Origin of the sequence: Rouxiella silvae (genome assembly GCF_002093625.1) — a bacterium.
GTDB lineage: Bacteria > Pseudomonadota > Gammaproteobacteria > Enterobacterales > Enterobacteriaceae > Rouxiella > Rouxiella silvae.
Genome location: NZ_MRWD01000032.1, coordinates 1 through 20,411, shown reverse-complemented (window position 1 = coordinate 20,411; position 20,411 = coordinate 1). Strand labels below are relative to the sequence as shown.

At 51.5% G+C, this 20,411-nt stretch carries 17 protein-coding genes and 1 other RNA gene; 7 read left to right on the top strand and 11 right to left on the bottom strand.

Annotation, left to right across the window (positions count from 1 at the left end; translation table 11 throughout):
- The first annotated feature begins 78 nt into the window (after window positions 1–78).
- On the top strand, window positions 79–756 hold the full coding sequence (locus BS639_RS13935; protein WP_084983385.1) for a GntR family transcriptional regulator: 678 nt from the start codon (window positions 79–81) through the stop codon (window positions 754–756).
- A gap of 125 nt (window positions 757–881) precedes the next feature.
- Window positions 882–1,457: a chorismate mutase gene (locus BS639_RS13930; RefSeq protein ID WP_084983384.1), complete on the top strand. Its 576-nt coding sequence runs from the start codon at window positions 882–884 to the stop codon at window positions 1,455–1,457.
- 172 nt (window positions 1,458–1,629) lie between these two features.
- Here the strand turns inward: BS639_RS13930 and gcvP are convergent, their stop codons facing one another.
- The 7 genes from gcvP to BS639_RS13895 form a co-directional block, all read right to left on the bottom strand.
- The gene (gene gcvP / locus BS639_RS13925) at window positions 1,630–4,503 is read right to left on the bottom strand and encodes an aminomethyl-transferring glycine dehydrogenase (protein ID WP_084983383.1); all 2,874 of its coding nucleotides are present in this window, start codon (window positions 4,501–4,503) and stop codon (window positions 1,630–1,632) included.
- 196 nt (window positions 4,504–4,699) lie between these two features.
- On the bottom strand, window positions 4,700–5,086 hold the full coding sequence (gcvH, locus tag BS639_RS13920) for a glycine cleavage system protein GcvH (RefSeq protein ID WP_084983382.1): 387 nt from the start codon (window positions 5,084–5,086) through the stop codon (window positions 4,700–4,702).
- An 87-nt stretch (window positions 5,087–5,173) separates the two neighbouring features.
- On the bottom strand, window positions 5,174–6,268 hold the full coding sequence (gene gcvT / locus BS639_RS13915; RefSeq protein WP_084983381.1) for a glycine cleavage system aminomethyltransferase GcvT: 1,095 nt from the start codon (window positions 6,266–6,268) through the stop codon (window positions 5,174–5,176).
- 377 nt (window positions 6,269–6,645) lie between these two features.
- Window positions 6,646–7,869 (bottom strand): FAD-dependent 2-octaprenylphenol hydroxylase, encoded by a 1,224-nt coding sequence (gene ubiI, locus BS639_RS13910; protein WP_084983380.1) that lies wholly within the window; start codon window positions 7,867–7,869, stop codon window positions 6,646–6,648.
- A 56-nt stretch (window positions 7,870–7,925) separates the two neighbouring features.
- Complete coding sequence (ubiH, locus tag BS639_RS13905; RefSeq protein WP_084983379.1) at window positions 7,926–9,104, bottom strand: 2-octaprenyl-6-methoxyphenyl hydroxylase; 1,179 nt, start codon at window positions 9,102–9,104, stop codon at window positions 7,926–7,928.
- Window positions 9,105–9,108: 4 nt separating this feature from the next.
- Window positions 9,109–10,422, bottom strand: a complete 1,314-nt coding sequence (gene pepP, locus BS639_RS13900) for a Xaa-Pro aminopeptidase (protein ID WP_084983402.1) — start codon at window positions 10,420–10,422, stop codon at window positions 9,109–9,111.
- Between the two features lie 105 nt (window positions 10,423–10,527).
- Window positions 10,528–11,100: a YecA/YgfB family protein gene (locus BS639_RS13895; protein ID WP_055772618.1), complete on the bottom strand. Its 573-nt coding sequence runs from the start codon at window positions 11,098–11,100 to the stop codon at window positions 10,528–10,530.
- Window positions 11,101–11,305: 205 nt separating this feature from the next.
- Here BS639_RS13895 and zapA point away from each other — a divergent pair, with 205 nt between their 5' ends.
- The 4 genes from zapA to BS639_RS13875 all read left to right on the top strand — a co-directional run bounded on the left by zapA (window position 11,306) and on the right by BS639_RS13875 (window position 15,179).
- Window positions 11,306–11,635 carry a cell division protein ZapA gene (gene zapA / locus BS639_RS13890; RefSeq protein ID WP_009637913.1) on the top strand — a complete coding sequence of 110 codons (330 nt, stop codon included), beginning with the start codon at window positions 11,306–11,308 and terminating at the stop codon, window positions 11,633–11,635.
- Window positions 11,636–11,695: 60 nt separating this feature from the next.
- A non-coding RNA gene (ssrS, locus tag BS639_RS13885) (6S RNA) lies at window positions 11,696–11,878 on the top strand.
- A gap of 36 nt (window positions 11,879–11,914) precedes the next feature.
- Entirely contained in the window at window positions 11,915–12,517 is a 603-nt protein-coding gene (locus BS639_RS13880) for a 5-formyltetrahydrofolate cyclo-ligase (protein WP_084983378.1), read from the top strand.
- A 160-nt stretch (window positions 12,518–12,677) separates the two neighbouring features.
- Entirely contained in the window at window positions 12,678–15,179 is a 2,502-nt protein-coding gene (locus BS639_RS13875) for a PKD domain-containing protein (protein ID WP_084983377.1), read from the top strand.
- A gap of 92 nt (window positions 15,180–15,271) precedes the next feature.
- Here BS639_RS13875 and serA read toward each other — a convergent pair whose 3' ends face one another.
- Together serA and rpiA are read right to left on the bottom strand one after the other, a co-directional pair.
- Complete coding sequence (serA, locus tag BS639_RS13870) at window positions 15,272–16,510, bottom strand: phosphoglycerate dehydrogenase (protein ID WP_055772600.1); 1,239 nt, start codon at window positions 16,508–16,510, stop codon at window positions 15,272–15,274.
- A gap of 364 nt (window positions 16,511–16,874) precedes the next feature.
- Window positions 16,875–17,534: a ribose-5-phosphate isomerase RpiA gene (gene rpiA, locus BS639_RS13865; RefSeq protein WP_055773157.1), complete on the bottom strand. Its 660-nt coding sequence runs from the start codon at window positions 17,532–17,534 to the stop codon at window positions 16,875–16,877.
- A 186-nt stretch (window positions 17,535–17,720) separates the two neighbouring features.
- Here rpiA and BS639_RS13860 point away from each other — a divergent pair, with 186 nt between their 5' ends.
- Window positions 17,721–18,623: a LysR family transcriptional regulator ArgP gene (locus BS639_RS13860; protein WP_055772597.1), complete on the top strand. Its 903-nt coding sequence runs from the start codon at window positions 17,721–17,723 to the stop codon at window positions 18,621–18,623.
- A 132-nt stretch (window positions 18,624–18,755) separates the two neighbouring features.
- Here the strand turns inward: BS639_RS13860 and BS639_RS13855 are convergent, their stop codons facing one another.
- Together BS639_RS13855 and argO are read right to left on the bottom strand one after the other, a co-directional pair.
- A complete protein-coding gene (locus BS639_RS13855; RefSeq protein WP_084983376.1) occupies window positions 18,756–19,490 on the bottom strand; it encodes an oxidative stress defense protein in 735 nt (244 codons plus the stop codon).
- Between the two features lie 80 nt (window positions 19,491–19,570).
- Window positions 19,571–20,188, bottom strand: a complete 618-nt coding sequence (argO, locus tag BS639_RS13850; RefSeq protein ID WP_084983375.1) for an arginine exporter ArgO — start codon at window positions 20,186–20,188, stop codon at window positions 19,571–19,573.
- Window positions 20,189–20,411: the final 223 nt, after the last annotated feature.

The window sequence follows — 20,411 nt, the reverse complement described above, 5'->3', positions numbered from 1 at the left end:
CTTCATTTATTAAATAAGCGATTTCCGTGCCATGTTTTTGTGTAGAATGTCTAAAAATCTTTTCAGCAGGAGCTGGATGTGAAGACTGATGTCACAGAAACGCAGGAAAGAGCGGTGAATGAAGAGTCAGGATTATCGTTAAACGAGCAGGCGTATCGTCGTTTTAAGCAGGCGCTGGTCACCCTAAGCTACAAACCGGGTGAATATTTGAATACTGCTCAGGTAATGAATGACCTGGCAATGGGGCGCACGCCGATTAATCAGGCAATCCACCGTCTGTCTAACGAAGGGCTGCTGCAAATTATTCCGCGCAAAGGAGTGATGGTGTCGCCGCTGTCTGTCGATGACGCACTGGAGTTGATTGAGGTTCGATTGGCCAATGAAATGCTGTGCATGCGTCTCGCCAGTTCGCGTATTTCAGCGCAGGACATTGCCAGCCTTGAAGCGATAAACCAGCAAATTGAAGTGGCAACCCAACAGCGCGACCGCGATGGGATGATGTTGCTAGACAACCAATTTCATCAGCAATTGGCCAAAATTGCTGGCAACAAGATGCTAATGGACATCCTCAGCGTACTGCACGCCCAGGCGCAACGGTTTTGGGCTAGCTCGCTGTCGAAAGAGGGACACATGCAGGAAGTTATCGAGGAACATCGGGCTATCATCAACGCGTTGGCGGCGCAGGATGCTCAGGCTGCGGCAGATGCCGCCGAGGTGCATATTCTGTCGTTTCGTCATGCGCTGCTGCGAGGGTAAACCGTTGGCAAACGTCATCCATTGAGTGTGAAAACGAGCGGTTTACTGCTGCCCATTTTTCCCTGATTGCGTATGATGCTTACCTGCCCTACCCAAGATACCCATAATTAAAGGATTAATTAACGATGACAGCCGTAAGCCATATTATTAATGCTGCCGCTAAAAAAAGCGTCGGCGGCCTGTTACTTGCGCTGATTTCCCTTTCTACGGTGCCCGTCTTTGCCCAGGCTTCTGAAAACGGCAATCTACCGGGGCTAATCAACGAACGTCTTTCTTATATGAAGGATGTAGCCAGCAGCAAGGCAGAAAACCATCAGCCGGTAGAAGTGCTGGCGCAGGAAGACAAAGTATTAACAGCGACGCAAAAAACCGCCGAGAGTTTGGGCCTCAATCCCGAGTCGATCAAACCCTTTATCGTTGCACAAATGAGCGCCGCCAAGGCCATTCAATATCGTTACCGTGCTGACTGGCTCGCCGCACCAGAAACTGACTGGAAGCCTCGGCCACTGGAGCAAATCCGTAACGATATTGCAGGGCTATCGACCCGAATTCTTCAACGACTCGCCGTTGAGTTAAAGGCTAACGGACATATTTCGCCAAACAATCAGGCAGAGTTTATTGCCCAGCTTGATCAAAAAAATCTCAGTGAAGCCGATAAAATTCAACTATTTAAAACGCTTGAGCAAGTGCGTGTAAAGTAACAGCGCTCGGATAACGACCCGTGACTGTTTGGCCCGCTTCGCCCTTCCGTGGTGCCTTGCCGTTGCCTGAGATAAGCCGGTTATAAAAAAATCCCTGAGAGTGACGTCAGGGATTTTTTGTTTATGCTGTAAACCCTGCACGATTAAGCAACAGGGTTTGGTCCAGCGGCGATTATTCGTAATCGCTGATAGGTACGCATGAGCAGAACAAATTACGGTCACCGTAAACGTCATCAAGACGTTTCACCGTTGGCCAGTATTTGTCGTCACTTCCCGCAGGGAACACCGCCAGCTCGCGGCTGTAGGCGTGGTTCCACTCGCTGACCAACTCGGCCTGAGTGTGCGGCGCATTCACCAGCGGGTTGTCCTGCAACGTCCATTTGCCTTCGGCCACGTTCGCAATTTCACCGCGGATAGACAGCAACGCATTGATAAAGCGGTCCAGTTCAACTTTGCTTTCAGACTCAGTGGGCTCCACCATCAGCGTGCCCGCAACCGGGAACGACATGGTTGGCGCATGGAATCCGTAGTCGATCAGACGCTTAGCAATGTCCATTTCACTGATGCCGGTGGTCTCTTTCAGCGGACGAATATCCAGAATACATTCATGCGCCACGCGACCGTCACGGCCGGTATACAGCACCGGATAAGCCTCTTTCAAACGGGTAGCAATGTAGTTTGCATTCAAAATCGCGACCTGACTTGCCTGCTTCAGACCTTCTGCCCCCATCATGCGGATGTACATCCAGCTGATTGGCAAGATTGATGCGCTGCCAAACGGTGCCGCAGAAACTGCGCCGTTTTGCGTCAATACGCCGTCAATCTGTACCACGCTGTGGCCTGGAACAAACGGTGCCAAATGGGCTTTTACGCCGATTGGTCCCATGCCCGGACCGCCACCGCCGTGTGGGATACAGAATGTTTTATGTAGATTAAGGTGCGACACGTCCGCGCCGATGTAACCCGGGGTTGTGATACCGACCTGCGCATTCATGTTAGCACCGTCGAGGTAAACCTGACCGCCGTACTGATGAACAATCTGGCACACTTCACGGATGGTTTCTTCGTACACGCCGTGGGTTGACGGGTAGGTCACCATGATACAAGAGAGCGCATCACCCGCCTGTGCCGCTTTTTCGCGCAGGTCACTTAAATCGATATTGCCCTGTTTATCACAGGCCACCACGACCACAGACATGCTCGCCATCTGTGCAGACGCTGGGTTAGTACCGTGCGCCGAACTTGGGATCAGACAGATATGACGGCTGCCTTCGTTGCGGCTTTCGTGATAATGGCGAATCGCCAGCAGGCCCGCGTACTCGCCCTGTGCACCCGAGTTAGGCTGCATACAAACGGCGTCATACCCCGTCAGTTGAACCAGCCACTGAGACAGCTGACCGATCATCTGCTGATAACCGCCCGCCTGCTCAACAGGGCAGAACGGGTGCAGTTCGGCGAACTCCGGCCAGGTGATAGGGATCATTTCTGCGGCGGCGTTAAGTTTCATGGTGCAAGAGCCCAGCGGGATCATCGCCTGATTCAGCGCCAGATCCTTTTTCTCGAGGCGGTGCATATAGCGCATCATCTCGGTTTCACTGTGGAACTTGTTGAACACCGGATGGGTCAGGATCGGATCCTGACGCAGTACGGCGGCAGGAATTGAGTTGCTGTCCGTGCTGGCAGCCTTGTCGAGTTGGTCGATATCCAAACCATTTTCGTCGCCAAGCAGCACCGCGAACAGTACCTGCACGTCTTCGCGTGAGGTCGCTTCGTCGAGCGTGATGCCCACCGCACCGTGAATATCAGTACGGAAGTTTAAACCAAAGCTCAGGGCGCGATCCAATACGGCGGCTTTATCCTGCACCTCAACGGTCAGGGTGTCGAACCAGCTATTGTGGCGCAGAGTCAGGCCACCTTTTTTCAGGCCAGCGGCCAGAATGTCGGTCAGGCGATGAATGCGCCCGGCAATGCGTTTCAAACCTTCAGGACCGTGGAAAACGGCGTACAGGCTAGCGATGTTGGCCAGAAGCACCTGAGAGGTACAAATGTTGGAGTTGGCTTTTTCGCGGCGAATGTGTTGCTCGCGAGTTTGCATCGCCATACGCAGCGCGGTGTTACCGGCGGCATCGCGTGAAACACCAATGATGCGGCCCGGCATTGAGCGCTTAAACTCATCGCGGCAGGCAAAGAATGCAGCGTGTGGACCGCCGTAGCCCATTGGTACGCCAAAGCGTTGCGCAGAACCGAATACCACGTCGGCGCCCTGCTTGCCCGGTGCGCTCAACAGCACCAACGCCATGATGTCAGCGGCCACGCTGGTGATGATTTTACGAGATTTCAGTTCAGCGAACAGCGCGCTGTAGTCGTGTACTTCGCCGGTGGTGCCAACCTGCTGCACCAACACACCGAACACGCCGTCGAGATCCAGTACTTTTTCAGCTTTATCAACGATGATATCAAAACCAAAAGTCTCGGCACGGGTACGCACGACGTCCAGCGTCTGCGGGTGCACGTCATCGGCCACGAAGAAGCGGTTGGCGTCTTTGAGTTTACTGGCACGCTTGGCAAGCGCCATCGCTTCAGCGGCGGCGGTCGCTTCGTCAAGCAAAGAAGCAGACGCCAGGTCCAGACCGGTGAGGTCGAGAGTCAAGGTTTGGAAGTTCAGCAACGCCTCGAGACGCCCCTGAGAAACTTCTGGCTGATACGGCGTATACGCCGTGTACCAGCCTGGATTTTCCAGCATGTTGCGCAGAATGACCGGCGGAGTCAGTACCGCGCTATAACCCATTCCGATATAGGATTTGTAACGCTGGTTTTGGCTGGCAATCGCTTTCAGCTCAGCCAACGCCTGATGCTCGGTTACCGCATCACCCACAGCCGGTGGGCCAGGTAACTGGATGTCCGCCGGAACAATTTGCTGGATCAAGGCGTTTAACGAGCTCGCGCCTACGGTTTCCAGCATTTGCTGTTGCTGTGAAGATGAAGGACCGATATGGCGACCAATAAAGGCTTCGCTGTGTTCAAGTTGGCTGAGAGTCTGAGTCATGTGCTACGCATTCCTGAAATCTTGCATTGAGGTATCGGGAGTTTTCTAAATCTTTGTCTATACCAAGAACATTTATTTCCGTCATTGGCGTTACAGCAAGGCGGCAGGTTTGTAGATCCCCAAAAGCTTACATCAGTAAGTGACTGGGGCGAGCAAACGCTGCCAACGCCGCTGTAACGTCAAGAACGACGAGAAATTAGTCTTCCAGAGTGGCTTCGTAGCCTGCGGCATCAAGCAAGTTGCCTAGCTCCGCTTCGTCAGAGGCTTTAATATGGAACAAGAAGCCTTCACCGTACGGTGCGCTGTTAACTAATTCAGGAGATGACTCCAATTCGCTGTTAACTTTCACAATTTCGCCGCTGATTGGCGAATAAATATCAGACGCTGCCTTTACAGACTCGGCAACGGCGCAGTCTTCGCCGGCGTCAACGGTGCGGCCAACCTCTGGCAGGTCGACAAACACCATGTCGCCCAGTAATTCTTGCGCATGCTCGGTGATACCTACGCTGTAAATGCCATTACCTTCTGAACGAACCCATTCATGAGAGGTGGCATATTTCAATTCTGCTGGAACATTGCTCATAAATAATCTCCGGAAATTTTAATTAATTTTTAAAACCAGTCAGTTATCAAGACGTTAATCGTTAATAATCAATAGATTATCTGCGCATTACACCACGCTTTTACCGTTACGGACGAAGCCAGGCTTGGTCACGCGAACCGGCATTTCACGGTTGCGGATTTGCACAATCGCCTGCTCGCCAATGCCCGCAGGCACGCGAGCCAGCGCAATGCTATAGCCCAAGGTTGGAGAGAACGAACCGCTAGTGATCACGCCTTCAAGTACATTACCGGCCGCATCGGTGAAACGCACCGGCAGCTCATTACGTAATACACCTTTTTCGGTCATGATTAAACCAACCAGCTGCTCGGTGCCCGCTTCTCGCTGTTTTTCCAGCGCATCGCGACCGATGAAACGACGATCTTCCGGCTGCCAGGCGACAGTCCACCCCATATTGGCGGCCAGCGGCGAAACGCCTTCGTCCATTTCCTGACCATAAAGATTCATGCCCGCTTCCAGACGCAACGTGTCGCGTGCGCCCAAACCAGCAGGTTTTACGCCTGCGGCCAGCAGCTTTTTCCAGAAGTCTGCCGCCTCTTCCTGCGGCAGAGCAATTTCATAACCCGCCTCACCGGTATACCCGGTGGTAGCGATAAACAGTGAACCGGACTGCACGCCGAAGAAAGGCTTCATGCCGCTTACGGCCTGCTTTTGTTCGTCAGTAAACAGTGTGTTAGCGCGCTCTTTTGCCTGCGGACCCTGTACGGCAATCAGCGCGAGGTCATCACGAACGGTCAGTTCAATGGCAAATGGCTTGGCGTGTTCGGTAATCCACTCCAGGTCCTTTTCACGGGTTGCAGAGTTCACGACCAGGCGGAAAAAGTCTTCAGTAAAGAAATAGACAATCAGGTCATCAATGACCCCGCCGGATGCGTTGAGCATGCCGGTGTAGAGCGCTTTACCCGGCTGAGTCAGTTTGGCGACGTCGTTGGCTAATAAATAACGGAGGAATTCGCGAGTGCGTGCACCGTGCAAATCGACGATGGTCATATGGGAGACGTCAAACATGCCGGCATCCTGACGAACAATGTGGTGTTCATCAATCTGGGAACCATAGTGCAGCGGCATCATCCAGCCGTGAAAATCGACCATGCGCGCACCACAGGCGACGTGTTCATCATATAACCGAGTCTGCTTTGTCATCTTATTCCTCATTCTTTTCCGAAGCGATTAACCCGATCCTCAATCAGCGGCTCAATGGATATCGAGATAGCTTGTTTAAAGAAAACCGGTGCAAGAACTGTGCCGACGCAAACGATACCTTTCGTTGAACGTTATCACCGAATGCCCCTGCTAACCATAAGTTAAAATATACGTTCCTGTGACGTTGTCAGGAATTTTCGGGTCGTATGATGCAGAGTTTTTGACTGGAAAAATGGGGTTTATGACGCAAAATCTATAATTAAACTATAAATTGTTCGATGTTATATAACGCCGAGGCCGAATTTCGCGTCATTTGCCGTTCGCGAAATCCGACCCCGGATTAGAAAAAGTAATGGAAAAAAAGGAATGGAATTAGATTATTTCAGCTGAAGTTCTTTGGTCTGTAACCACTCGGGTAAATCATTCAGTCCCATCGCCTGACGCAGCAATTTTGGCTTCACGCCCGGCAACGAGTCCGCCAGCGTCAGGCCAATATCACGCAGCAGTTTTTTGGCCGGATTATTGCCGGCGAACAGTTCACGAAAGCCCTGCATACTCGCCAGCATCAGCGCCGCGCTGTGTTTACGTTTGCGCTCATAGCGACGTAAATACATGTGTTGCCCAAAGTCTTTACCTTCACGCTGTAATCGTTTGATTTCAGAAGACAACTCCGCTGCATCCATAAAGCCGAGATTCACACCCTGCCCGGCCAACGGATGTACGGTATGCGCTGCATCACCGATTAACGCCAGACGCTGTGCGGCGAAGCTTCGCGCATAGCGGCCGGTCAGCGGGAAGGTTTGGCGTTCGCTCACCACCTGACACACGCCGAGGCGCAGGTCAAAGGTGCTGGCCAGAACCTTGTTGAACTCTTCTTCGGATAACGCAAGCAAACGCTCGGCCTCTTCAGGAGAAACTGACCAGACGATGGAGGAAAGATTCGCATCTGCCAGCGGTAAAAAGGCCAAAATACCTTCGCCGTGAAACACCTGTCGTGCCACAGATTGGTGCGCGTCTTCGGTACGAATCGTCGCCACCAGTGCATGGTGACGGTAATCCCAGAAGGTCAACGGAATGTCGGCATGCTGGCGTAGCCATGAATGTGCGCCGTCGGCACCCACCACTAAACGGGCGGTGATCATGCGGCCGTCTTCAAGATTGATAAAGGCTTCATTCTCGCCCCAGGCCACGTTTTTTAGCTGCGCGGGTGCAAAGATTTCAATATCACTGAGCCGCTCCGCGCGCTGCCACAGCGCTCGGTGAATAACCTCATTTTCGATAATGTGCCCCAGATGGCTGAAACCGTATTCGTCGCTGCGAAAGGCGATTTTGCCAAAACTGTCGCGATCCCACACTTCCATTCCCTGATACGGACTGGTGCGTTGGGCAATAATGTTGTCCCAGGCACCAATGTGCTGTAGCAGGCGCTCACTGGCGGCGTTGATTGCCGAAACGCGTACGCCGGGGATTTCGGGCAGTGGATTATCATCAGGCTGACGGTTTTCGAGTACAGCAATGCGCAGACCGCTGCCGCTTAGGCTACAGGCTAGCGCAAGACCTACCATGCCGCCGCCGGCGATAACCACATCAAAAGATTGCATAATTTATTTTATTCCTGTCATTTTTCTGCGGTCAGACAAGGCCTTTGCAAGCGCATTCAGCGTTCTGTCCAGCCCAGCGTTCGGCGAGTAAAAGCGTCACGAAGCGTAGGGATGCGTTCCATGGCCATCAGGCCAAGATTACGCCCTACCACCAGTGGCGTATAGCGATTGGCAAACAGGCGCACCAGGCCATCGGTTATGCCGACGGTTGCGCGCTGGTCCGGCTGGCGGCGCTGTTGATAGCGGCTCAGTATCTGATAACTGCCGATATCCTGATTCTGCCGCCACGCGTGGGCCACGGTTTCACTCAACGTCATGACATCGCGCAGACCAAGATTAAAACCCTGTCCGGCAATCGGATGCAGCGTTTGCGCAGCATTGCCCACCAGCGCCAGCCGATGGCTAATATGTCCGCTGGCGGTCAGTAATTGTAGGGGATAACTGTGACGTGCGCCGGTTTGCTGCATTTTACCCAGGCGCCAGCCAAAGGCTTTTTGTAGCTCATGCAAGAACTGTTCATGGCTCCAGCCATTCACTTCATCACGTCGTTCAAGGGGATGGCACCACACCAACGAGCTGCGGCCTTTCGACATCGGCAACAACGCCAGTGGGCCATGCTCGGTAAATCGTTCGAATGCGCGCCCGTCGTGAGGCAGTCCGGTGGTGATGTTGGCAATGGTGGCTATCTGCTGATAGCTATCGCGCTGCCAGCTTATGCCACAGGCCTGCGCCAGCGTAGAATTTGAGCCGTCGGCGGCCACCAGCAGGCTAGCTTGCAGCGTTTCACCGTTGTCTAGCGTCACGCTGGCGCTGTCGGCTTGGCGACTCACCGACACCACGCGAGCCGGACAGTGCAGATGCACACCCGCCGCCTTAGTCAACAGGGCAAACAGCCGCTGACCTGCGTCATGCAGCTCAACAACCTGCCCTAATGCCTCCACACCGTAGTGCTTGGCATTGAGATTAACAAAACCGGCATGACCGCGATCGCTGACGTGAATATCAGTGATCGGCGTGGCGCATTGGGATAAGGCCGACCAGACGCCAATCCCCGCCAACTGCTGGCAGGTGCCCTGCGCCAGTGCAATGGCGCGCGCATCAAATCCCGGATGAGTGAAGTCATCGGGTGAGGTTGCTTCAATCAGGTGAATCGGCACTCGGCCCTGAGTCAGTGAGGACACCGCCAGTGCCAGCGTGGCACCGGCCATACCACCGCCTACAATAATCATGCTCATGGCGTTATCTTGCCGCCGCCATCAGAGCTTCAATATCGTCGGCCTCTTTTACCACGTCACCGGTCAGAATTTCAATGCCGGTTTCAGTGATGACGATGTCGTCTTCGATACGAATTCCAATGCCTCGATAGGCTTCCGGTACGTCGGCGTCCGGCGCGATGTAAAGGCCAGGTTCGACGGTCAATACCATGCCTGGCTCCAGCTTACGGCTGCGGTCGGTAGTGCCATAGTTGCCGACGTCGTGCACGTCCAGCCCCAGCCAGTGAGACAAGCCGTGCATGAAGAATTGGCGGTGTGCCTGTTCGGCAATCAGTGGGTCAACGTCGCCCCTCATCACGCCAATACCAACCAATCCTTCCACCATCACCCGTACCGCGGCTTCGGTGGCTTCCTGAATGCTGCTGCCCGGGCCTAAGACTTCAAGCGCTTTATATTCTGATGCCAGCACAATGTCATAAATCTGGCGCTGTGCCGGAGTGAATTTACCGCTGACTGGGAAAGTCCGTGTGATATCACCGGCATAGTTTTGATATTCACAGCCCGCATCAATCAGCACTAAATCGCCGTCGCGCAGCTCACTTTCGTTTTCGGTGTAGTGCAGAATGCAGCCATTTTCACCGCTGCCCACGATGGTGTTGTAAGACGGCGTGCGAGAGCCGTGGCGACTGAATTCGTAGTGAATTTCGCCTTCAAGGTGATATTCGTACATGCCTGCGCGACAGGTTTGCATCGCTCGCGTGTGCGCTTTGGCAGTAATTTCACCGGCGCGACGCATCACGGCAATTTCCTGAGGCGATTTGATCAGGCGCATCTCATGCACCCAGGGACGCCAATCGGTAACAGTGGCAGGCGCAGAAAGATTTTGCCGAAAGCCTTTACGCAATTTTTCCATCGCCCGGTCAACAATGCCGTCGGCGTAGGCATAATTGCCCTGCGCGTGATAGAGCACATCCAGTCCGTTAAACAGCAGGTGAAGCTGGTCGTTGATATCGTCAAACGGCAGTGCACGATTCACCCCCAGACGTGAAGGCGCGGCGTCTTGCCCCAGTCGACGACCAAACCAGATTTCAGCGGTTAAATCACGTACGCGGTTAAACAGCACGCTGTGATTGTGATTTTCATCGCTTTTCACCAGTACCAACGCAGCTTCCGGCTCATTGAAACCGGTCAGATACCAAAAATCGCTGCTCTGACGATACGAGTATTCGCTGTCAGCGTTACGGGTTGCCTCCGGGGCAGCAAAAATAACGGCCGCACTGCCGGGTGCCATCTTGGCGATGAGTGCCTGACGACGCGCTTCGTATTCCTGCTGAGTAATGCTCACTGTTGTCATCACCTGCTCCTGAAATCGGATGTTATCCGCGTTAACTGGGCTGTTTTTATACGTTTTATTGTCAAACTTGGGTGCTATTAACAGAAAATTTTAGTGCAAGGTACGCTGATTTTCCGCCGCGGTCGGCCTGCTGTGGCCAAATTCACCAAAGCACAGGATTGCCGATACGCGTACATATTCGATGACTTCTTCAAGCGACTGAGCCAGCATTTCCTGATCTTCGTCTTCTTCGTAACCCAGTTGCGCGATGCTGCGCAGATCGTCAATCGCTTCACCGACCTCGCCTTTCACCTGAGCAAGTTTAGGCTGCATCATGCCAAGCCCGAGCATGAAGTGGTTAACCCAACCAGCCAGCGCATCGGCACGCTCAAATACGCTGGTATCGTCGTCCGGCATCAGCATTTTGAATTCAAAACTGTCGTCTTCCAGCGTGTCCGAGGTGATTTTTCGGAGTTGTTGAAGCATGTCGGCCAGCGAGTGGCTAAAGGCCATTCCTTCGTTGGTCAGATCATGCACCAGTGTCAACCAGCTGCCGTCACGGTTGCCGCCGCAGAGTAAGCCACTGATAAGCCCGTGCATTTCTGCAGGCGTCAGGGCAACAGATTGCTGCTTAAGATTTTGATTCAGCGAATCATAGTTTGGATAAGTATTCTCAATAGACATGCGCATTCGCCATCGTTGGCTGGATAAGTTCGTGTTATGCTACCACCAAGGCAAGTCTCAGTACCAGATTAGCGAGCCAGGCGTCCGCGCTAAACGGCGTTGCAAATCAGGGGTGAGGTATATATAGTTGCGCCCGCTTTCGATGTCCTGAGCGTTTGGCAGTGTTTCATTCGGGGGCTGGCGAATAATTTGGCAGGAAGGTGGCATGTCTGCACAACCGGTAGATATACAAATTTTTGGTCGCTCATTAAGAGTAAATTGTCCGCCAGAACAACAAGAAGCGTTGAACATGGCTGCCGAGGATCTTAATCAGCGGTTGCAAGATCTTAAAGTTCGCACTAGAGTCACAAATACAGAGCAACTCGTATTTATCGCGGCATTGAATGTTTGTCACGAACTTGCTCAAGAACGCTTGAAAACTCGCGACTATGCCTCCAATATGGAACAGCGTATTCGCATGTTGCAACAAACCATCGAGCAGGCTTTGCTCGAACAAGGACGCATCACTGAACGTGAAGGGGCGCCTTTCGAATAAGTCAAGCTGTTGATATTTATCTCATTACGTGAGAGACTAGATCCACAGTAAGAACACAAAATTTCTCTGAGATGTTTGCCAGCGGGCCCGTCCCCTGAGCCGATAATTAGTACCAACAGAATGTGATGATCCGCAATCGGTGCGCATGCTCGGTCCGCCGAGAAGCCTAAAGATTGTGACTGAACGTTCACCTTGAACCATGGGTTCAAGGGTTACAGCCTGCGGCGGCATCTCGGAGATTCCCCTTTCTTTCCTTCACTCTCTTCTTTGGTTTTTTCTATGTCCTTTACAGCTCAACACGCGCTGATCAGGCAAGCTATTCGTACTGAAGTACGCCAGCGCAGAAAACAACTTACCCAGCAGCAGCAACAGCAGTTTGCCCTGCAAGCAGCGCAGCGCATCGCCAATCATCCCAAAGTTCAGCAGGCTAAAACACTGTCCGTTTTTCTGTCTTTTGACGGAGAACTCGACACTGCGCCGCTGATAGACCGACTGTGGCAAGAGGGCAAAACGCTTTATTTGCCAGTATTGCACCCTTTTACGGTGGGCCACTTGCTGTTTCTACGCTATCGTCCCGAGACAAAGCTGGTGCGGAATCGTCTGAATATTCTTGAACCTGCACTCGACGTGAGAGAGATTTTGCCGCTCAATCAGCTGAACATTATCCTCACGCCGCTCGTCGCCTTTGACTCACTCGGGCAACGATTAGGTATGGGGGGTGGATTTTATGACCGTACGTTGCAGAACTGGCGCGAAAGTGGCCCTTACCCGATAGGTATTGCCCACGACTGCCAGTGGGTGAATACGTTGCCGAGTGAGGAGTGGGATATTCCGTTGCCCGAGATTTTAACGCCGAGTAAAAGCTGGCGTTGGCCGGATTAACACCTTAACCCCGCAGGTTAGTTTCCTCCTCCGCTTTGCACTACCATTCTTCTTATAAATTTAAAGAAACTTCTTAGCCAAGTTAAACGTTTTCTCTATGTTTTATATAGCAAAATCCTCATCAGATTATTGTTACATTATATTACACAGGGAAGTAAGCATGAAAAAACATTACGGATTAACACTTGCAGCACTCGCGGTAATAGCCTCGTTCAATACTGCAAATGCTGATGATTTATCGGACAAAACAGCAGCTTTCATGTTGCCTAATATTCAGGCCCCTATGTCTAGCAGCAGTGAACGAGAAACAGGTCAGTTTCTTAAGCTGTCAGCGCTTCTGCGCGATACCGACTCAGTATCAGTAACCGAGTTGTCGGCATCCTCTACGGCAACAATGGTCAGGGATACGAAGTATAAAGACGCCGCTGTTTATACCGGAAAAATGCCGTCATTAAGCCGCTCTGCAGGGTCAACGGATATGGTTCTGGTCGTTCGTGAAGACAAAAGTTTTCTGGCGATGTATCCCGATCAGCATAAAATTATTTACAGCACGCCCGCAGGTGAACAAACTCAAATTACGTTCAAAAAACCCATTTTTTCCCAAGAAGATACGCTAATTCCCGCAACTCAAGGCGATGCTTTACAAACTTTGGCACGAGACGGCAGCTCTCTTTATCAAGGAGATATTGATAAAGACGGCTATATTGTTATCGATGTTCTTGCCGGTTTCTCAAAAGCTGCAGCGAAAACGATTATTGATCCTGAAGCCTTCGCGCTTGCTCAGTTAACCACAGTCAATCAGGCTTTAAAAAACTCCCGCATTGAAAAAATACGCGTCAGGCTGGTAGGCACGCAAATCATTGATCAGGATTACTCGATTACTGGTGGTACGCTATCACAAATAAATAAACTGTTTAGTCAGGGCATGTCCGAATATGGTCCCGACCTCGTCGCTGCTTTTTTCGAAGGTAATAATGACGATACGGCTATCGGCTGGGCCTACGTCAATGGCCGCTACAGCATTAACGCGCTCTACGCTTCAACTTCCCTGCGCCATGAATTGAGCCATAACATCGGTGGCAGTCATTGTTGGTCAGGCAGTGGCGATAATCATGGCTGGGACAACGATAAAACCCAAACCATACAGTGTGGTAACGATATCGGCTACTTCTCCAATCCCGATTTGCAAGACAACTATGGTTTGCCGATCGGTGACAAGAACAAGGCCAATATGGCGCGAGTCTGGCGAGATAATGCGGCAAAAATCTCGGGCTACAATCCAGCAGTGATCCCTTTTGATCACGAAAAATCGCTAATGCTGGCAGAACAAAGCGTTAAGCTGAACAAATCCAATAATTATCTGCATCGTATCGAACTTAACGTGCCGGCCAATACCCATAGATTGGCTGTCAGTGCCGTACCGGGTCCGCAGCACGAAGAAACCAGCAAATTTAGCCTTTATCTCAGCAAAGGTAGCTGGCCTTCGGCCAATGATTACGACTATAAAGGGCGTGAAGCATGGAATACCTCTTTGGGTGTGACCAAGCCCGCTGCTGGAAAATGGCACTTAGCGGTTGCCTCTAAAAACACAGCGATAGACGATATTATTGTTCGTGTACAAGCCTTTACCGAATCTGGTGAAGAGATTGTACCCGATGAGGTCTCCACCTCGCTGCAAAATGCGGGCGCAGAAACCGGTAACCTAAGTGGCTGGAAACTGACTCAGGGACAATTCCGCGTGGTGACCAGCCAGGACGGTATCCTGCCAGCCAAAGGGAAATACTTCTTTACCGCGAGAATCAATAATAGCGCGGCCAATAATGCCACCCACGACCAAATAAGCCAGAGCATCGCCTTGGACAAGTCTTTAGTCAGTCAGGGTAATCACGTTGCCAAACTGCAATTCAAGAGCAATGGTTTTGGAGACGGTGATTACGGTACTGTCTATTTGATTGCTAAAAATGCAGCGGGGGCGACGCTTAAAACGGCGCAGGTAAATACTCAAGGCCTCTACAAACGTTGGCTGGATAATACGGTCTCAGTTGACCTACCAGCACAGGCAACGCTACTCGAAGTTCAAGTGCAGGCAACGAAAAAAGCGGGGGCAACATCAGACGTACATTTTGATGATTTTATTCTCAATATCGAGAAAAAAAGCAATGATGGAGACGATAATCAGCCAGAGAATCATGCTCCGACTGCCGTTGCAAAAGCCACGCCAGCAGAAATTACCGGTTCAGGCAGCGTCATTTTATCGGCCGTGGGCAGCAGCGACCCTGACGGCGACAGCCTGAAGTACCAGTGGAGACAGATATCTTCTGGCCCACAAATTACTCTCAAAAATGCTCAAACCATTCAGGCTACAGCATCATTCCCCGCCGTGGAAAAACAAACCACCTACCGTTTTAACGTCACAGTGACGGATTCGCACGGTGCAAGTGCCACCAGTGAAACTCAGGTTACGCAAAAACCTGCGGCAACCGCAGCCAACCCTCAATGGATATCCTCAACAACCTATCCTAAGCCCTGTGTAAAAGTATCTTATCAGGGGAAACAATGGATGAACGGTTGGTGGACAGTAGGCAATGTGCCGGGTGTCGATGGTACATGGGGAGTTTGGCGCGAAATTGGTGACAAAAATATGCACGCTAGCTGTAAATAGCGGCTGACTTTTTTACAGCTGTGATATTAATGAAAAGGGGCATCTCTCGATGCCCCTTTTGCCATTCAAAAATTAAAACTGCTCAAAATTAATCAGTAAAGCAGACGCGCGCGAATGGTGCCTGGGATGGCTTTCATCAGCTGCAGCGCGTTATCAACGGTTTCGATATCGGCTTCAACGTCAATAACCACATAACCCACTTCTGGACTGGTCTGCAGATACTGAGCAGCAATGTTGATGCCCTGCTCGGCAAAAATCTGGTTGATGCTGGTCAATACGCCAGGACGATTTTCGTGGATGTGCAGCAAACGGCTGGCTTTTTCGCTGTGCATTGGCAGCGAAGCCTCCGGGAAGTTAACCGCAGACAGCGTAGAACCGTTGTCTGAGTATTTCGCCAGTTTACCGGCCACTTCCAAACCAATCCCTTCTTGCGCCTCCATGGTAGACCCGCCGATGTGCGGCGTCAGGATCACGTTATCAAACTCACACAGCGGCGAAATGAACGGATCACTGTTGGTCGCAGGCTCTTCTGGGAATACGTCGATGGCGGCACCGGAGAGATGCTTGCTGCGCAGCGCGTCGCACAGCGCAGGAATATCAATAACGGTACCGCGTGAGGCGTTAATCAGCAGCGAGCCAGGCTTCATCTGTGCCAACTCTTCGGCACCAATCATATCTTTGGTGTTAGCGGTTTCAGGCACGTGCATGGTGACCACGTCGCTGGTGTTAAGCAGTTCGGTCAGACTTGGTATCTGCTGCGCATTGCCTAGCGGCAGTTTGCTTTCGATATCATAGAAGTAGACCTTCATACCCAGACCTTCGGCCAGAATACCCAACTGCGTACCGATATGGCCATAGCCCACAATACCCAGACGCTTTCCGCGGGCTTCATAAGAACCGACGGCCAGCTTGTGCCAGATACCGCGGTGCGCTTTGGCGTTAGCAGCCGGAATGCCGCGGATCAGCAGCAGCATTTCGCCCAGCACCATTTCTGCCACGGAACGGGTATTGGAGAACGGAGCGTTAAATACCGGAATACCGCGCTTGGTCGCAGAATTCAGGCTTACCTGGTTGGTACCAATGCAGAAACAACCGACGGCAACCAGTTTTTCAGCAGCAGCAAAGACTTCTTCGGTCAGTTGGGTACGGGATCGGATCCCGACGAAATGCGCATCACGGATTGACTCTTTCAGCGCTTCACTATCCAGCGCCCCTTTATGAAACTCGATATTGGTATAACCCGCTGCGTGAAGCGTATCGATAGCGCTTTGGTGGACACCTTCAACCAGCAGAAACTTAATTTTGTCTTTTCCGAGTGATACTTTTGCCATTTCCCGACCCTACTGTTTTATTCATACCGGCAGTAACGCATACCGAAAGTTATTCATGCTGAATGCAGACTTCAGAAGTCACTGCTTTATGCAGTTCACAGTCAACATAACAAAATTTTTGCTACGGGCAATACAAACGATTGCCTACCCGATAGCACAAGCCCTAGCTGGTCCTACATTTTTCAGAACTTAATACTCAAATTCTGGAACAGCGTGGAAGCAAACGTCAAAACGGCGTCTTTATGTGACATAAGTCACCAAATTAGCCGTTTTAAATAAAAGATGATTCAGGCGGTAAATTATCATCTTCATAACATTACATTATGCTAACGACCCCAGAGAGATCGTAAGCTTATCGCCAGCACTACTTTTTAATGACTTTTACGCCGTCTGGCGAACCCACCAGCGCGATATCTGCCCCCCGGTTGGCAAACAGTCCAACGGTCACTACGCCAGCAATCGCGTTTAACTTATTTTCCAGCGCGATGGCGTCAAGAATGCTCAGGTTATGAACATCCAGAATAACGTTTCCGTTGTCGGTGACTACGTTCTGGCGATACTCCGGCAGTCCGCCCAACTTCACCAGTTCACGTGCTACATAGGAGCGCGCCATCGGAATAACTTCAATTGGCAGCGGGAATTTGCCCAGCACGTCGACCTGCTTGGAGGCGTCAACGATACAAATAAACTTGCGGGAGATAGCGGCGATGATTTTTTCACGGGTCAGCGCCGCGCCGCCGCCTTTGATCATCTGCATGTGACCGTTGATTTCATCCGCACCGTCGACGTAGATGTCGAGTTCGTCAACTTCGTTGCTATCAAACACGTGAATGCCGAGGCTTTTAAGTTTGGCCGTTGACGCGTCAGAGCTGGACACCGCGCCTTCAATCTGGTGTTTAATCGAACCGAGCGCATCAATAAAATGCGCCGCCGTTGAACCGGTGCCTACGCCAACAATCGTGCCTGGTGTGACATATTCCAACGCTGCCCAACCCACCGCTTTTTTCAGTTCATCCTGAGTCATGGTCATTTTTCTCTTTCAGTAGACAATCTGCCTTGAAGTGGTGATCAGTATAAAGCATGGTCTGAACAATTGGGGAGTACACTTATGCCCAAAAAGCGGAAGATTTTGTGCGCCACAAATTTGAATGAACTGTGGCATAGTGTCTGAATAGGTTTTAATTCCAGACGAGCAAGGAATAGATTTTCGATGAAACGCCCAGACTATAGAACGCTGCAAGCGCTGGACGCTGTGATCCGTGAGCGCGGCTTTGAACGAGCGGCACAAAAGCTGTGTATTACCCAATCCGCCGTTTCTCAACGTATTAAACAGTTGGAAAATTTATTCGGGCAGCCGCTGCTGGTGCGTACTGTTCCTCCTCGCCCAACCGAACAGGGCCAAAAGCTGCTGGCGCTGCTGCATCAGGTGGAACTGCTTGAAGAAGAGTGGCTTGGCGGTGATAACATCAACGACAGCAATGACACCCCGCTGCTGCTCTCTCTGGCGGTGAACGCCGACAGTCTGGCAACCTGGCTTCTACCGGCGCTGAAATCGGTGCTGGTTGATTCCCCTATTCGTCTGAACATGCAGGTCGAGGACGAAACCCGTACTCAGGAACGTTTACGCCGTGGCGAAGTGGTGGGGGCCGTCAGTATTCAGCCACAGCCTTTGCCAAGCTGCCTCGTGGACCAGCTCGGCGCACTTGATTATCTGTTTGTGGCCTCAAAAGGCTTTGCCGAGCGTTATTTCCCCAATGGCGTTACCCGCTCTGCGCTGCTTAAAGCACCGGCGGTCGCCTTTGACCATCTCGACGACATGCATCAGGCGTTTTTACAGCAGAACTTTGATTTATCACCGGGCAGCGTGCCGTGTCACATCGTGAACTCGTCGGAAGCCTTCGTGCAGCTCGCCCGTCAGGGCACCACGTGCTGTATGATCCCGCATTTGCAGATTGAAAAAGAGTTGGAAAGCGGAGAGTTAATCGATTTAACGCCGGGTCTTTTCCAGCGCCGAATGCTGTTCTGGCACCGTTTCGCACCGGAAAGCCGCATGATGAGAAAAGTCACTGACGCCCTTCTTGCGCACGGCCGTCAGGTACTCCGACAAGACTAATTTACGCTTCATCATTCAAGCTACAGGGGTGTTCGCTTTACTCACTCACCCAAGTCCCTTAGTGAACTAAGCGCCTTGGGATGAGCTCATTTTGCCGCCTACCTGTAGCTCGTCTGCTTTTGAATAAAAACGTTATTTAGTTACGTCACCGTTTTTCAGTTCAAACACCACATCTACCTGATCGTCAAAGTGAATGCTTTGCTGCTCATAGGTTTGAGCGGCATCACTTTGGCCACTGGCGTCGGCGGTTTTATACATTCTGGCAACCGGCATAGGCTGATAGTTTGCGACGTGGTAGCGAATGCTGTAAACCTGTCCGAGCTGGCTGTGGAAGCCTTCTGCCAGCGCTTTGGCCTGCTGCGTAGCGTTATCGATGGCCTTCTGACGTGCCTGATCACGGTAGGTATCCGGATTGGCAACGCCCAGTTCAACGGCGCGGATCTCGTTTAAACCTGAACTCAGCGCACCGTCAAGCAGCTCATTGAGTTTGTCGAGCTTACGCAGGGTGACCTGTACCTGACGTACGGCGCGGTAGCCTTTCAGCACGCTACTGCCGTCTTTCAGGTAGTTATATTCCGGCTGAGTACGCAGGTTGGCGGCGTTAATGTCTTTCTTATCAATGCCGTTCTTTTGCAGGAAGGTAAAATACTCGGCTACGCGCTGGTCAGCCTGTTTCTTGGCCGAGGCAGCGTCTTTCGCGGAAACATTGACTTCAATTGCCAACGTAGCGATGTCCGGAACGGCATCAACGCTGGCTGTACCTGAAGTTACCACATGCGGCCCTTCTGGCACTTCAGCAGCCTGAAGTGCAGCAGGTAGTGTCCCTAATCCCAACATGGCGGCCATAGCCAATGCTTTCAATTTCACAGTGTTTCCCTCATTCATCTGGTGAACAACAACACTAGCACAGTAGTTTGGTAGCGAAATTAAGATTAGTGATAAATTATTCAGAAATGCAGGTTCTGTAGCGCCAACTGTAGAGCTATGCCCCACATCACCAATCCCACAACGGTGTTAATCGCCCGCTGGGTTTTTCCTTTGTTTAACCAAGGAGAAAGCAGCGCGGCTAACATCGCCAGGCCAAAAAACCACAGCGTTGAAGAAAGCACCGCCCCTAGTGCAAACCACGAACGCTCATCGCTGGCAAGACGTCCACCGAGGCTACCCAGAACCACAAAGGTGTCGAGGTAAACGTGCGGATTGAGCCAGGTTACCGCCATCATACTCACCACAATCCGCCAGCGGCTTTTCGCCATCACTGCGGCTTCGACCTGCAGCGGGTTAGCCGTCATAGCGGTGCGAAACGCGCCCCAGCCAAACCACAGCAGAAAAGCTACGCCGCCCCAGCTGACAATAAACAGCAGCGTTGGATAGTTGTCGAGCAGTGCACTGCCACCAAAAATTCCTGCGCAAATTAGGGCAATGTCGCTGGCTGCACAAAGCCCGGCAATCATCAGATGGTACTGGCGGCGGATACCCTGATTCATCACAAACGCATTTTGTGGACCGATCGGCAAAATCATCGCGGCACTCAGCATCATTCCCTGTAAGAATGTCGAAAACATGGCAAAACTTCCTTATAAAAAGTCTGGAAAAGGTTTCTGCCGCGCAGTGTATGCAAGAGTGGTCATTAGAGGAAATGGATTTTTCTAATCCAGCATTAGTTAGTCTTATGTCGTGAGTTATTTTTATTTTTAATAACCCCTCCTATAAATCCTTATCGTTAATTAAGCTTTTAAATAAAAATTAAATTAATAAGAAGATACTCGTATTCTATAAAATTAATAG